We start from the raw sequence: 13,018 nt of genomic DNA, 5'->3' as shown, positions 1-13,018 counted from the left end.
TCGACGCAATCCTAATGTACACTCAATTGTAAACGTTGGCAAGGGATCGGGGCTGGAATACTGCCCTGTCCTGACAGGATAATAGGAGCATGACCCCTCCGGCTGCTGGATACAGCCCCTGATATCCATGCAGTTTCTGATAGGCGGTTTCAAGGTTTCATTGGAGGCTACAAGGCAGGCTTGAAAGTGGTAAGTACACTAAAACTGTCTGACCCCTTTATTACAAGCAATGGCAATGGATGATTCGTATGCAACTGACAAAGCTGAAAGAATTGCTTACTGAAGATGACGCGGTCTCCCCAGTGATTGGGGTTATCCTGATGGTGGCGATCACTGTGATTCTGGCCGCGGTAATCGCATCCTTCGTGCTCGGGCTTGGCGACCAGGCCCAGCAGGCAACGCCGCAGGCGAGTTTCTCGTTTGATTATAGCGAGAGTGATAGCAATCTGAAGATCACCCACGATGGCGGGGACAGTATTCTCTCTGATGAGCTGTATGTTCGTGGGACTGCCGGGGGAGATTCAAATACTGGCGTCTGGTATAACTTGCCAAACTCCTCTCCGGGTTCCGGGAGCGATGTTACTGCTGGCAATAGCGTCACCCTTGGCAGTTCGGACGATGTCCCAGCGGATTACGATGTCCGAGTTGTCTACGAGACGCAAGAGGGTGACAGCTCAGCGACGCTCGCTCAAGACACTGGGCCTGGTGCGTAACTGACCTGCAGACTTCGTCTTTTACAGCGGAACCGGCGTCTCCGGCGGCACATAATGAGTACGTAGACCCGTAGCAGTTTCAGCTGACGAGTAGTACCCCCGTGCCGCGAATATCAACAATATTGACGACCACATTGACTGTCCTTACGCTAACCAGATAGCAGTCTTTTATTCCATCCCCACGGGGTCGCAGCTCGAAGATCGGACTCGGCGCGATATGCACACGAGGAGGAACTGGCCGTGTGCATATTCGGGCGGGTGTCGTGGACTGAATGAAGGGTGTCGGTGAGCGATGGGCATGGGCTGTGGCGGTCTTTATCAGTAATCGAGCTTCGAGTTAGTCGAGAATACCTCTCTTTTGCCCTCGTGTTCACGAGCAGGTGGTATGCGAATCCGCGAAGACGGTAAGCACGCGCACCGCACGGACACCATCGAGCAGGCTGCCGAGTTCTGGGACTGTAACAAGACGAAGGCACTCATGCGTTCTGCCGAGTTTTCTTGGCGAATCGACGAGCGAATTCGAGGGGTATTGAGCCGAGACGATCTAACCATCCGACAAAAGCTAGAGATAGCCAAAACACTGCATGTCCCCAATATCTACGAAATCAATATCGGAGAAACAGTTGAGATTAAGAAATGAATAGCTACTGCGGTTTGTTTAATTTAGCAACCTGTTCTGATATTGCACGGGCGACAGCAGCCTCGCCCTGCGGGAATGACCATGAGCGGTCAGGAAGATCACCAGCTCGACGAACAGTTGCAGACACTTCACCACTGGTTTGAGTTTGAGCGAAATAAAGGACAGCAGCTGTGATTATAAGCAGTACGGCTCCTGAAATGAGGTGGAAGCCCGTACCAGCAGTTGCCCCGAATATGAGTCCCATGAAGCCTACAGTACCCAATATCCCAGCAATGATCCACTCAGCGATTGGGTCTTCGGTGTCCTCGCTACGCCCGTACTCCGTACCAACGATGTAGTCGCTAGTCAATAGAACACTCGTAAGAGAGGTATCCTGACTACGGTCATCCTGATGATGTTCTAATTCGATAACTCGGCGGTCAGTGACTGCAACGGTCCGGTAGTCATCGGTATGTGCATCAACCAGTTGCTCACCACTTGGGATGTGGGGCTCAAGTACACGACTCTCTGATTCAGAGACGGCTCCCATCATTCGATTTGGAGCAGCGAGATGTCTTGTAGGTAGCCCCAAACTCAGTTGTCGATACGGGGTAAATCGTGACCTGAAATTGACACATTCACGAAACCTATCCTACTCTTATTATACCTTCTTAGCGGATGGCCGCGGCTGATTACTCGCATCCAGTCTTCCTTGCAGATACCGCAGTCCGTAACCCGTAATATCGTAGTTTTGGAACTGCGGCGTCAGGGGTTCAATCATCTGCGCGTAGGTGAGCATCTTGCAGCGCTCACGCACGCGGCCCACAGAAGCACGGAGCGATACTTTCTGTGCGATGTATCGCGGTGATGACCACCCTTCGGCTTTCAGTATTTCTAGGATTCGTTCATCGAGCGGGACCATCCATTTAGCGGGCTTGCGTGACATGGTTCAGGGCAACGTCGTCAGCTATTGATTCCGGGACCGTCAGCCGCATCAGCACCATTTTCTCCGTCGGAAGATCCGCCACCGTTGATGTAGCGTTCTCTTTCAGCGTCGTATTTTTCTTCGAGATATGCTTCTCCTTCGTCAGTGAGGACGTAAACTCCATTTCCGAGAGGGCGGAGGAGATCGTGTTCACCAAGTTTCTGTAGCCGGCGAGAAACCGTTGACTGGGCAATATGGATTTCATCCCGCTTTGCGAGCTCTGTTGAGGTTCCTGATTCCTCCTCCCGGATTATCTCCAGTATTCGGTCATCCCAGATAGTCATCCAAGATCCTGACTGACGCATTCAATTCCCACAAGAGTATAGACAATCTTATTTCTCACTAACAATTCAAATTAAGGCCATCAATGCATTTATGCATAACCGGCCTGTTTATGGATATGCGAAGCACCCGATTCGGTTGAAGATGACTCTCCTTGGTTCGTGAAGAACGGGCGGTCTGGTACACCGCCCGAAAAGGTGGCTTCGCGCTCTGTAGGTCATGAGCGAATCCACCATTACGGGGCTACAGCCCCGCACGAACACCGAAGCATCGCAATCGAATAGTTCTGACGACGGCAGTTGCGCCACCTGTCAAGCTGACGCTGACGGGATTGATGCACGGACCCTCAAGCCGACTTGTTCAGACTGTGCGGCCCGCAGCTTTGACGATGGGTCGCCAGTGCGCGGGGGTGAGAAGGCTTGAGTAACGATCTCCAACCACTGGAACCGAGCCGAGCCGTCGATATGTATCTCAAGGCCCGGCAGGACGAACTGACCGAATCGACGATACAGTCACAGGAGTACCGGCTGGAAGCATTCGAACAGTTCTGCAGCGAAGAAGGCATTGAGAACCTGAACGACCTTTCGGGGCGGGACCTGTACGCCTATCGTGTCTGGCGACGAGAAGGGAACGGGAAAGAACGGGAGGGCATCGAGCCCATCACCCTTCGAGGCCAGCTGGCCACGGTCCGCTCGTTCCTTCGCTTTGCCGCCGAAGTGGATGCCGTTCCGGAGAATCTTCGAACAAAAGTCCCGCTCCCGACAATCAACGGCGCTGGTGAGGTGAGTGCATCTACGCTCGACCCTGAGCGTGCCGATGTGATTCTCGACTACCTCCAGATGTACAAGTACGCGTCGAGAACGCACGTCATCGTTCTCCTGTTGTGGCATACCGGGGCGCGCATGGGCGCGATCCGTGGGCTGGATATCGATGATTGCGAACTCGAAGGAAGTGATCCAGGTATCGAGTTCGTCCATCGCCCACAGTCAGATACGCCGCTGAAGAACGGAGAGAAGGGACAACGCTGGAACGCCATCAGTGAACACGTTGCCAATGTCGTACAGGACTACATCAACGGCCCTCGTGAGTCGGTTTTCGACGAACACGGCCGCCGTCCGCTCATCACGACTCAGCAGGGGCGTGCCTCCACATCGACGTACCGGATGGCGATGTACAGAGTCACTCGGCCGTGCTGGCGGGGAGCGGAATGCCCGCATGACCGGGACCCGGAAGAGTGCGAAGCTACGTCCAATAAGAAGGCTTCAACGTGTCCGTCCGCTCGGTCACCACACGACGTTCGGAGTGGCAGGGTAACGGCGTATCGGCGTGAGGATGTCCCGCGCCGTGTGGTATCGGACCGACTGGATGCGAGTGACCAGATTCTCGACAAGCATTACGACCGTCGTGGCGAGCGTGAGAAGTCCGAACAGCGCCGCGATTACCTCCCTGAAGTGTAACAATGACTCACCGACTTACTTTTAGTAACCGCAAGACGGAACCGCGAAACCGGCAGGGCCCATTTAGACGCCGAACGCTTCTTACACGGAGTCATACATCAGTCGGAGATTCTGCTCCATTCGCCACAGCCAGGTTGGTTCGTTGGACGATGTCGTTTCTCACAGGGACCACTCGGGCACGACAGTCTGGCTGCTAAGAGGTCACGTCGTCTCGGCAACCGAGCGTGCAACGCGACGCAGCGTGCTATTGTCAATCCCGTCCGCTGGGGACCCGCTCACGTAATACGTGGTGCGATCGGTGCTCCAGGCAATACTGACGGTTCCGTTCGCCCGTGATTGCCTCGCTTCGTACTCGCCCAGTTGTACGAGTGTTCCTGTCGTGACGTTCTGCGTCTCGTTGAAAACAGCAACCCTGTAGCGGGCGTCACCGTCAGTCGCTTCATATCTGAGTGTCGCAACCTCCGGATCAACGGACCGATGTGAGGCTCCCGCGAACTCGAATCCCGCCGGGACAGTCGGATCAGGTACTGGGAGTGACACAGCGGTAGCCAGTGTCGCACGCGACTCGTAGCTATTGAGCTGAATCTGCTGTGCACTGTCGGGCACCTCGTCGGGTTCAAGTTGGAACGTTCCGGGTTCGAACGTCGGATTGAACGTTACGTTCCGATATGTGGTTGTGTACTCGTAGCTGTCACCGGTGGCAACAAACGCCGTGTGTCGCTTGACCGGGAACAGGTAGTCGGTATCGAGCCAGAGCGTCTGGGACTGTAGCGACATGCTTTGGCTGGTCGGGGCCAGCTCTAATCGGTACGTTTCCTGTCCAGCAACTGTTTCCGTCCCGTTGTAGACCACTGTCACGTTGCCATCGCGATATGCAGCCGAATCGTTTTGATTGGACTCTTCTTCCGGTGGTACTGCCGGCAGGGGTGAAATTCCCGGTGTCGGCGTCGGCTGAGAGACCGGGCGGTTATTTTTGGCTGCGCTGACAAGCGCCGGGTACCTGGCCTCCGTGGAGCTATTCTCTGTCTGGAACGACACCCGCTGGAGTTCATCCGACGCTGGATCGTAGAACACGAGCTCTGACCCGTTCGCGACAACAAACCCGCCCTCTGAGACCAGTGGTTGTCGCGCGCCCGCAGACCTGTTGACGGACAGCACCCGTTCAAAATACGCGAACGAACCGACGCGTTCCTGCTTCTGTGTCACCGTCACTGTCGTTTCATTGTTCCGCGTTTGCACTGTCGTCACTGTCGCGTTGACGGTTTCGAGCGACGCGTAGCGGTCCGCTGCTTCAGTTTCCGACGGAAGCTCCGCAGTTTCACTGGCTGTGATTCCGATCGTGCTGCAGCCGCTCGCTGCAACCAGAGCCAGGGTCATAAACACACATACCAGCTTCCGCAAGCTGGCTAGCTGGCTCCCTGCAGGCCTGTGCATAGGTTACGCCATCGTAGCAAGCGAGTGCTCATAAAAGACTCTCTAGCAGCCGAACCGCTCTGACGGCTCATATCCGCAATACCGACAGATTGCAGCCCTGTGATGCCCCAATCTGCACCCCGCTACTCATACGGATTGTTGTAGCGTAGTTCCGAGTTGCCTCGACCGCTGGGGTCGGCGGACACCGGTACATTGTGTGAACAGTCAGTGTCACTCGTCCACAACCACGACCTTGACCTGCTGGACGCCGCCAATCGCTCTGAGCCGATTGGCCAGCTCGGTGATTGTATCGCCTGCGCCCTCGACGACCAGTGTCTCCATACAGGTGTCGTGGGAGAGATGGATGTGCTGGACGGAGGTGATGATGTCGGCCATCTCGTGTTGGACCGTCTGGAGTTCGTCGGCGATGCCCGAGACGTGGTGGTCGTGGACGATAACAATGGTTCCGTGGTGGTGTTGCTCGTCACCGGATTCCCATTCGTAGGTCGCAAAGAAGTCACGTAGCGAGTCGCGTATCGCCTCCGACCGGCTCGCGTATTCCCACTCGTTGACGATGCCATCGAGCCGGTCGACCATCGACGACGGAAGTGTCAGGCTGATCCGGTCGAGATCCTCACTCATGTGTGCCGATAGGGACGGGCCCGCATATGGGTATACCGGGCTTCGGTAATACTCACCCACCGAGAGTAATACTGCGCGATGAAAAAGTATTATTACGACGCCGGGACCAGACCTGAGTAGTATGCACATTCCCGATGGATACATCGATCTGCCGCTTGCACTGCTGTTCGGTGCGCTTGCGGTCGTCGTTTTGAGCGTCGCTGCGAAGCGCGTCAACGGTGAGATATCTGACGCTCGCGCACCGTTGCTCGGCGTCGTCGCGGCGAGCATCTTCGCCGCACAGATGCTCGACTGGCCGATTCCGGGCGGGACCAGTGCCCACTTTGTCGGGGGTGCGTTCGCGGCGATTCTCCTCGGCCCGCATCTGGGCGCACTCTGTGTCGCCACTGTCGTCACGATTCAGGCGCTCGTGTTCGGTGACGGCGGGCTCGTTGTGCTTGGCGCGAACGTGTTCAACATGGCTGTCGTCGAGGTGTACGTCGGCTACGGGATCTATCGCCTGCTCGTCCCTTACGGTGAATTCCGTGCTGCCTTCGTCGCAGGGTGGTTGGGAATTACGGCCGGCGCGCTGACCGCTGCCCTCCAGCTCGGGCTCTCCTCGGCGTTCCAGTACCAGCTGCTGACGACGTTGTCGATAATGGGTGTCGGGCATCTCGTGCTGGGGCTGATTGAGGGAGCCATCACCGCTTCGGTCTACCGTTACCTTGCCCGCGCTCGCCCCGACCTCCGGCCGAACGCCGCTCCGGAGGTGAGCGCGTGATGGCGTTGAATCGACCCGACTGGCTGCCTCGTGCGCTCGCCGCGTTACTGGTCCTGACGCTGCTCGCGCCGGTGTTCGGGTGGGCGGCTGGCCAGGTTGGCTACGCCGAACCGCTCGAGAACGCTGCCGAGACGACAGGTGCGACGGAACACGCCACTGCCATCGGAACCGCGTTGTTCCCGGACTACGGCGTCCCCGGCCTCGGCGGCGCGACCGGGACGTTCGTGTCGGCTGTCGTCGGGACGGCGCTGACGCTCCTCCTCGGTGCTGGCATCGGTCACCTACTCGGGGCGGATACCGACCAGCGGCAGTAGCTGATGTCCGGCAGAGACCTGCTCGACCGGACCATCGCAGCCATCGCGGCCAGCGCACAGTGGTTCCTGCTCGCGGAGGACCTGCCGAACCGGGACGGATTCCTCCAGGCCGTCACGCCGACGGTCAAGCTCGTCGGTATCACGACACTCGTCGCCTTGACCGTGACACAGCAGGCGCTGGTAGTTGTCAGCGCGCTTGCGCTCCTCGCTACGGCGCTTGCAGCCATTTCTCGGGTCCCTATCCGTACGTTTCTGGGTCGCCTGACCGGCCCACCGGCGTTCGCGTTCGTCGTCGTTGCGCCACAAGCCGTCCTGATGGGCGGCCCTTCGCTTGGCTCGCTCCCGCTCTCGGCCGCTGGCGTCGACTACGTGCTCACGTTCGCCGTCCGCGTAACTGCCTGTGTCGGCTTCCTGTCCGTGCTGCTGTTGACGACTCGTTTCGCCGACCTGCTGGCAACGTTTCGTCGGCTTCAGGTTCCGTCGATTGTCGTTTCGCTGCTCGGAATCACGTATCGCTATCTGCTCCTGTTTTTCGCCGAACTCGAACGCATGGTTCGGGCTCGACGGAGTCGGACCATCGCCGAGCCAAGTCTCCGCCGGAACTGGCGTGATTCGGGGCACTTCGTGGGCTCGTTTCTCGTCCGGAGCCTGGAACGCGGCGAACGGGTCCAACGGGCCGCCCGCGCCCGCGGCGGGACTGGCCCGACGCCGGTACAGGCCCGGAAACCGCTCGGACGGGCCGACCTCGCTTTTGGTCTGATCGTCGCACTTGCCGTCGCGGTGGTGGTGGTCGCGTGACTGCTATTGAGGCCACTGACCTCCGGTACGCGTACCCTGATGGGACGCTGGCCGTCGACGGTGTGGACGTATCCATCGAACGCGGCGAGCGCGTCGCGTTGCTCGGCCCGAACGGGGCCGGCAAGTCGACGCTGCTGGAACTACTGGGCGGTCTGGTCGACCCTGACAGCGGGGGAGTGCGGTACTTCGGGGAGACGACCGACGCAGACACCGTCCGCAGTCGCCTCAGTGTTCTCACGCAGAACCCCGCCGACTACCTGTTCAATCCGACCGTCCGCGAGGACCTCGCCTACGGGCCGGCGCAACTCGACTGTGGCCGTGCGGAAGTCGAGCGCCGCGTCGAGCGAGTCGCGGACCGGCTTGACCTCAAGGGTCTCCTGTCGAAGCCGCCGTTCCGACTCAGCGGCGGTGAACAGCGCCGAGCCGCCCTCGCAAGCGCACTCACCGTCGAGCCGGACGTGCTGTTGCTCGATGAGCCTGTGAGTAACGTCGACGCCGCGAACCGGGAGACGATTCTCGGCCTCCTCGACGAGCTCGCGGCCGATGGCGTCACGCTCGTCGTCTCGACGCCGGACACCGAGCTCGTCCCACACGTCGCGGACCGGGTGGTGCTGCTCGGCGATACCGGCACGATTGCTGCGAGGGACACCGCCCGAAACATCCTGACCGACATCGACCTGCTGGCGGACTGTGACCTGCGCCCGCCACAGGTCGTCAGATTGTTCGAGGGTCGAACAGCGGACGTGCCACTGACGGTTGACCGGGCCGCCAAACGGCTGGATACGGACGGTTCGGATACCGTGGAGTGACAGTCTGGTTCCGGGGGCGAACTTCTATCTGGCCGCTGTCACTCTGCGGCATCAAGCAGGCGTCCGTGTACGTCGATTTCGCCGTTCCGAATCCGGGTGCTGCTGATTCGCGTGCCGTCTTCGGCGACGACAAACGGCGGCGTGTGGATTTCCAGCGGGTGAAGCCCCGCGTCTCGCCGCTGTTGATTGAGTTCGTAGGCGCGGCGCTGTGCCTTCGCCTCCGGCGAGGCGACGAGCGCATCCACGTCTGCCCGTGTCGCGGCCGGTCCCTGTGTGTCGTCTAACCGGACAATCTCGTACGTGGCGCTGTAGGGCTCACCCAACTGGTCGAGTTCTGAAGCGAGCGCGCTTCGCCGGTCATCGTACGCACCCAACTGTTCGACGTGTGTCGGGTCACTGCGCGTCTCTGTGGCCAGTTCTGGGCTGGTCAAACCAACGATGACGTGGCCATCGCCGCTCCCGTCGTGGCTTGCGGTCTGAAACGCCTTGTGCAGGAGCGCCCGGTGGCCGTTGTGAATCGGTGTGAACGTCCCGCCGAGAATCGCTGTCCGGTCCGCGTCTGCCATACGCGAATGTCCCACCAGCGTCATATATAATTGCTGTCCGTCACATAACTCGTTAGTCCCAACCGTTTCTACCGACAGTGACCCGGTAACACTCGCGTCAGCAGTCATTCAAGTAGTTTCGGCACGTATCGATGCTAATGACCGAAGGCACTCCGACACCGGGTATTCACCACGTCACATGCATCGCCAGCGACCCACAGCAGAACATGGACTTCTGGGTCGAAACACTCGGGCTCAGGCTCGTCAAGCGCTCGATCAATCAGGACGACCCCAGCACGTACCACTTCTTCTTTGCCGACGCCGAGGGGAACCCGGGGACGAGTATGACGTTCTTCCCGTGGGAGAACCACGCACAGGGGAAGGTCGGCTCTGGACAGGTCTCACGCACCGCGTTCCGCGTTCCCGACGGCAGCCTCGATTACTGGGAGGACCGCTTCGACGAGTACGGCGTCGACTACGACGACCGCGTCGAGCGGTTCGGCGAGACCGTCCTCCCGTTTCGCGACCCGGACGGGCTGCCAGTCGAACTGGTCGCGGTCGAGATTCCCGACGACGACCCGACCGAGCCATGGACGGAGTTCGTCCCAGAAGACGCCGCCATTCGTGGCTTCCACTCCGTGACGCTGTGGCTCGCCGACCCCGAACCCACTGAGGACCTGCTCCAGACGATGGGGCTTGAAGAAGTCGGCACCGAGCAGGCACAGGGCGACACGCCCGGCGACGAGCGGACCCGCTTTGCCGCGACGGGGACCGTCGGGAAGTACGTCGACGTGTTACCGACTATCGAGGGGGGCCGGCAGGGCCACGGGACGGTCCATCACGTCGCCTTCCAGACGCCGACTGACGAGGACCAGCAGTCGATGCGCGAAGCCGTCCGCAACGCGGGGTTGCGCCCCACGTCACAGATTGACCGCCACTGGTTCCGGTCTGTCTACTTCCGGGAGTTCGGTGGCATCCTGTTCGAACTCGCCACCAGCGACCCCGGCTACGATAGCGACGAACCGCTTGATGACCTCGGCGGCCGGCTGGTGCTACCCGGGAAGTTCGAGGACCGACGCGAGGAAATCGAAGCGGGGCTCACGGATGTGACGATTCCCCGACCAGAGGCCGCCGAAGCCGACGACTAACGCCCACGGACCGACCGGTATCCGATTCATTCTTTCTGTTAGCCTGCGAGTAAATATGGGTGGCCGGAATGTCCAGTGTTACATGTCCACAGAGGGACAGGAGTACGTTATCGCGCCGTGGGGGGAGAGTGAGTGTGAGACGACCGACGTTACGGTCGACTTGCCGTCCCGAGACCTTGCAGCTCAACTGGAAGTGCCGACAAGCGTGTTAGACCGCATGGCACAGCTCAGCGACGAGCACAACATCCCGGTGACGCAGGCGCTCGGGGAGCGACTGGAGATCAACCGGGCCCGGATTTCGCTCTGTGCCGCGAAGTCGGTCGACAACGTGGCCGCTGTCCAGCAGCATCTCACTGACGCCCGCGAGTACCTGTCCGGCGTCGAGGCGCTCGATACGGCCGATCTCGAAGCAGACATCGAACACCTCTGGACCAACGAACTCGGCAGCGCGTAACTTCGTCTATCGGTGAGTGGAGACTGAAGTGGCTATTTGTCCCCGCAGATGGCCGATACAGCGGTTTACTGGCCGCGACGAATAATTGGTAATGAATTGGCGACCGGAGCGCGTACAACAGACAGGCCGGACTCAAATTCCCGTCCCGGCGGGTTAGAATACCGTTTCCGAATTTACCACCAATTCTTTACCGCTGGCTCGGAGTTTACAGTAACTTTAATTCCCTGAGTGTCTCACCTGCGCCCGTAGTATTATCATGAACGATGATACACGACTGTGGTTCGTAGCTGCAGTGTCGCTACTCCTGATATTCAGCGGGAGCGGACTCGCATGGACAGTACAAACTGATGCTGGTTCCGTAGAGGTTCGCGACGTGACGTTCTCCGGGACCAACGGGACGATGATGAGCGGGACGCTGTACATCCCTGAAGAGGCGAGCAGTGCTTCCCCGCAACCGGGGGTGTTAGCCGTTCACGGGTACATCAACTCGAAGGAGACCCAATCGCCGTTCGCCATCGAGTACGCGAGGCGGGGTTTCGTCGTTCTCGCGATTGACCAGACCGGCCACGGCTACTCGGACGCCCCGGCGTTCCAGAACGGCTACGGCGGCCCCGATAGCCTCGAATATCTCCAGTCGCTGGATTACGTTGACAACGAAAACATCGGCCTCGAAGGGCACTCGATGGGCGGCTGGACCGTCGTCACGGCGGCCGCGGCCCACCCGGACGGGTACGAATCGATGGTCATCGAGGGCTCTTCGACGGGATCGAACCGCGCCCCCGAAGGCACTGACTCGTTCCCGCGGAACTTCGCCGTCGTGTTCAGCGAGTACGACGAGTTCTCCCCGCTGATGTGGGGGACGGCGAGTGCGTCCGATGTTGAGCAGAGCGAAAAGCTTCAGACGGTGTTCGGCACGGACAGCGCTGTCGAGGAGGGGCGCACCTACGGCAGCGTTGCGGACGGGACTGCACGGCAGCTGTACACGCCGGCAACGACTCACCCCGGCGACCACTTCTCGACCGCAGCCATCGGCGCGTCCATCGAGTGGCTTCAGCTGACGCTTGATGGCGAGGACGAGATGGACCCCAGCAATCAGGTCTGGTACTGGAAATCGATGGGGACGTTTATCGCCCTTCTCGGCGGCGTCCTATCGCTGTTCCCGGCTGGCGGGCTGCTCATCGAACGGGCATCGACAGACAGGCTTCGACGGGAGTACCCCGAAGGGAAGGGGATGACCGGCGGCAAGCGGTACGCGGCGTCATTACTCGCTGCTGCCATTCCGATTGTGACTTACTTCCCGCTGCAGGACGCTGCGCCGGCGATTATCGGCCTCGGTTGGCTGTTCCCACAGCAGATTAACAACGGTGTCATCGTCTGGGCACTGGGGAACACGGTCATCACCGCGGTCCTGTTCGCGGTGTGGCATTACACGAGTAACGCGGACGATCCGTCGGTGTCGCTGGCGAACTACGGCCTCGATACGGGCGACGGTGCGCGGACGGTCGGCGTCTCGATTCTGGCCGGCGTCGCTACCGTTGCCGTACTGTACCTGCTGGAAGCCGTCGTGGCATTCCTATTCCAGACGGACTTCCGCATCTGGGTGTTCGCCATCAAACTCCTGTCTCCGGCTCAGTTCCGCATCAGCTTCTCGTATCTCCTGCCGCTGTTTGCCTTCTTCGTCGTCCTCGGCGCGCTCCTGCACGGCCAACTCCGTCCCGAGGGCGAGTCCCGGTCGCTCCGCCGCGCGATGGCCACGAACTGGCTCATCGTCGTCGGTGGGTTCGTCGTGCTACTGGCAGTTCAGTACATCCCACTGCTGACCGGACAGCCCCTGCCGCTTGGCCACCCGCTGTTGACAATCCTGGCGCTGCAGTTCGTCGCTCTGCTCAGCATCGTGGCCTTCGTCAGCACCTACTTCTTCAGAAAGACCGGTCGTGTCTGGGTCGGCGCGACAATCAACGCTGTCCTCGTGACGTGGGTTATCGTCGCCGGGACGGCGACGCAGTTCCCCGTTTAGACCCCGCGTTTCGCTCTCTTTTCGTTTCTGCCGGCCAAGTCGTGTTTCGGCCGTGGCGACGT

15 protein-coding genes are annotated in these 13,018 nt (G+C 59.8%); 10 read left to right on the top strand and 5 right to left on the bottom strand.

Annotated features, from left to right (window positions below; genetic code table 11):
* Positions 1-239 precede the first annotated feature (239 nt).
* Both C437_RS02765 and C437_RS02760 read left to right on the top strand, forming a co-directional pair.
* Positions 240-713 (top strand): type IV pilin, encoded by a 474-nt coding sequence (locus C437_RS02765; RefSeq protein ID WP_004515352.1) that lies wholly within the window; start codon positions 240-242, stop codon positions 711-713.
* A 385-nt stretch (positions 714-1,098) separates the two neighbouring features.
* The gene (locus C437_RS02760; RefSeq protein ID WP_004515351.1) at positions 1,099-1,353 is read left to right on the top strand and encodes a DUF7692 domain-containing protein; all 255 of its coding nucleotides are present in this window, start codon (positions 1,099-1,101) and stop codon (positions 1,351-1,353) included.
* A gap of 4 nt (positions 1,354-1,357) precedes the next feature.
* On the opposite strand, the gene C437_RS20050 is transcribed toward C437_RS02760, so the two are convergent.
* Complete coding sequence (locus C437_RS20050) at positions 1,358-1,885, bottom strand: RnfABCDGE type electron transport complex subunit D (RefSeq protein WP_139175264.1); 528 nt, start codon at positions 1,883-1,885, stop codon at positions 1,358-1,360.
* 410 nt (positions 1,886-2,295) lie between these two features.
* Positions 2,296-2,622, bottom strand: a complete 327-nt coding sequence (locus C437_RS02755) for an arginine repressor (RefSeq protein ID WP_004515349.1) — start codon at positions 2,620-2,622, stop codon at positions 2,296-2,298.
* 441 nt (positions 2,623-3,063) lie between these two features.
* Between C437_RS02755 and C437_RS02750 the strand changes: the two genes are divergently transcribed.
* Complete coding sequence (locus C437_RS02750; protein WP_004515348.1) at positions 3,064-4,056, top strand: tyrosine-type recombinase/integrase; 993 nt, start codon at positions 3,064-3,066, stop codon at positions 4,054-4,056.
* A 201-nt stretch (positions 4,057-4,257) separates the two neighbouring features.
* On the opposite strand, the gene C437_RS02745 is transcribed toward C437_RS02750, so the two are convergent.
* Both C437_RS02745 and nikR read right to left on the bottom strand, forming a co-directional pair.
* Positions 4,258-5,433: a LolA family protein gene (locus tag C437_RS02745; RefSeq protein WP_004515347.1), complete on the bottom strand. Its 1,176-nt coding sequence runs from the start codon at positions 5,431-5,433 to the stop codon at positions 4,258-4,260.
* 267 nt (positions 5,434-5,700) lie between these two features.
* Positions 5,701-6,111: a nickel-responsive transcriptional regulator NikR gene (nikR, locus tag C437_RS02740; protein WP_004515346.1), complete on the bottom strand. Its 411-nt coding sequence runs from the start codon at positions 6,109-6,111 to the stop codon at positions 5,701-5,703.
* Between the two features lie 121 nt (positions 6,112-6,232).
* On the opposite strand from nikR, the gene C437_RS02735 reads away from it, so the two are divergent.
* From C437_RS02735 to C437_RS02720, 4 genes are read left to right on the top strand one after another with little or no spacing between them, the layout of a single operon-like run.
* Positions 6,233-6,871, top strand: a complete 639-nt coding sequence (locus C437_RS02735; protein WP_004515345.1) for an energy-coupling factor ABC transporter permease — start codon at positions 6,233-6,235, stop codon at positions 6,869-6,871.
* A complete protein-coding gene (locus tag C437_RS02730; RefSeq protein ID WP_004515344.1) occupies positions 6,871-7,185 on the top strand; it encodes a PDGLE domain-containing protein in 315 nt (104 codons plus the stop codon). The genes C437_RS02735 and C437_RS02730 overlap by 1 nt, the downstream gene beginning before the upstream one ends.
* 3 nt (positions 7,186-7,188) lie before the next feature.
* A complete protein-coding gene (gene cbiQ, locus C437_RS02725; protein ID WP_004515343.1) occupies positions 7,189-7,983 on the top strand; it encodes a cobalt ECF transporter T component CbiQ in 795 nt (264 codons plus the stop codon).
* A complete protein-coding gene (locus C437_RS02720; protein ID WP_004515342.1) occupies positions 7,980-8,792 on the top strand; it encodes an energy-coupling factor ABC transporter ATP-binding protein in 813 nt (270 codons plus the stop codon). Before cbiQ ends, C437_RS02720 begins: the two co-directional genes overlap by 4 nt.
* Positions 8,793-8,830: 38 nt before the next feature.
* Here C437_RS02720 and C437_RS02715 read toward each other — a convergent pair whose 3' ends face one another.
* Positions 8,831-9,358: a phosphopantetheine adenylyltransferase gene (locus C437_RS02715; protein ID WP_049919576.1), complete on the bottom strand. Its 528-nt coding sequence runs from the start codon at positions 9,356-9,358 to the stop codon at positions 8,831-8,833.
* Between the two features lie 137 nt (positions 9,359-9,495).
* Here C437_RS02715 and C437_RS02710 point away from each other — a divergent pair, with 137 nt between their 5' ends.
* The 3 genes from C437_RS02710 to C437_RS02700 all read left to right on the top strand — a co-directional run bounded on the left by C437_RS02710 (position 9,496) and on the right by C437_RS02700 (position 12,956).
* On the top strand, positions 9,496-10,485 hold the full coding sequence (locus tag C437_RS02710) for a VOC family protein (RefSeq protein WP_004515340.1): 990 nt from the start codon (positions 9,496-9,498) through the stop codon (positions 10,483-10,485).
* Between the two features lie 82 nt (positions 10,486-10,567).
* Positions 10,568-10,939 (top strand): hypothetical protein, encoded by a 372-nt coding sequence (locus tag C437_RS02705; protein ID WP_049919575.1) that lies wholly within the window; start codon positions 10,568-10,570, stop codon positions 10,937-10,939.
* 256 nt (positions 10,940-11,195) lie between these two features.
* Positions 11,196-12,956, top strand: a complete 1,761-nt coding sequence (locus C437_RS02700) for an alpha/beta hydrolase family protein (RefSeq protein ID WP_004515338.1) — start codon at positions 11,196-11,198, stop codon at positions 12,954-12,956.
* Positions 12,957-13,018: the final 62 nt, after the last annotated feature.

The organism is Haloarcula vallismortis ATCC 29715 (genome assembly GCF_000337775.1).
In the GTDB taxonomy this organism is placed as follows: domain Archaea; phylum Halobacteriota; class Halobacteria; order Halobacteriales; family Haloarculaceae; genus Haloarcula; species Haloarcula vallismortis.
This window is presented reverse-complemented; position numbering and strand designations above follow the sequence as displayed.

What these genes read in the sequence shown, in the direction of transcription:
- C437_RS02710 (WP_004515340.1), top strand. Translation starts at nt 9,496, where the DNA reads ATGACCGAAGGCACTCCGACACCGGGTATTCACCACGTCACATGCATC.
- C437_RS02735 (WP_004515345.1), top strand. Translation starts at nt 6,233, where the DNA reads ATGCACATTCCCGATGGATACATCGATCTGCCGCTTGCACTGCTGTTC.
- C437_RS02750 (WP_004515348.1), top strand. Translation starts at nt 3,064, where the DNA reads ATGTATCTCAAGGCCCGGCAGGACGAACTGACCGAATCGACGATACAG.
- C437_RS02760 (WP_004515351.1), top strand. Translation starts at nt 1,099, where the DNA reads ATGCGAATCCGCGAAGACGGTAAGCACGCGCACCGCACGGACACCATC.
- nikR (WP_004515346.1), bottom strand. Translation starts at nt 6,111, where the DNA reads ATGAGTGAGGATCTCGACCGGATCAGCCTGACACTTCCGTCGTCGATG.
- C437_RS02700 (WP_004515338.1), top strand. Translation starts at nt 11,196, where the DNA reads ATGAACGATGATACACGACTGTGGTTCGTAGCTGCAGTGTCGCTACTC.
- C437_RS02765 (WP_004515352.1), top strand. Translation starts at nt 240, where the DNA reads ATGATTCGTATGCAACTGACAAAGCTGAAAGAATTGCTTACTGAAGAT.
- C437_RS02755 (WP_004515349.1), bottom strand. Translation starts at nt 2,622, where the DNA reads ATGCGTCAGTCAGGATCTTGGATGACTATCTGGGATGACCGAATACTG.
- C437_RS02730 (WP_004515344.1), top strand. Translation starts at nt 6,871, where the DNA reads ATGGCGTTGAATCGACCCGACTGGCTGCCTCGTGCGCTCGCCGCGTTA.
- C437_RS20050 (WP_139175264.1), bottom strand. Translation starts at nt 1,885, where the DNA reads ATGATGGGAGCCGTCTCTGAATCAGAGAGTCGTGTACTTGAGCCCCAC.
- C437_RS02715 (WP_049919576.1), bottom strand. Translation starts at nt 9,358, where the DNA reads ATGGCAGACGCGGACCGGACAGCGATTCTCGGCGGGACGTTCACACCG.
- cbiQ (WP_004515343.1), top strand. Translation starts at nt 7,189, where the DNA reads ATGTCCGGCAGAGACCTGCTCGACCGGACCATCGCAGCCATCGCGGCC.
- C437_RS02745 (WP_004515347.1), bottom strand. Translation starts at nt 5,433, where the DNA reads ATGACCCTGGCTCTGGTTGCAGCGAGCGGCTGCAGCACGATCGGAATC.
- C437_RS02705 (WP_049919575.1), top strand. Translation starts at nt 10,568, where the DNA reads ATGTCCACAGAGGGACAGGAGTACGTTATCGCGCCGTGGGGGGAGAGT.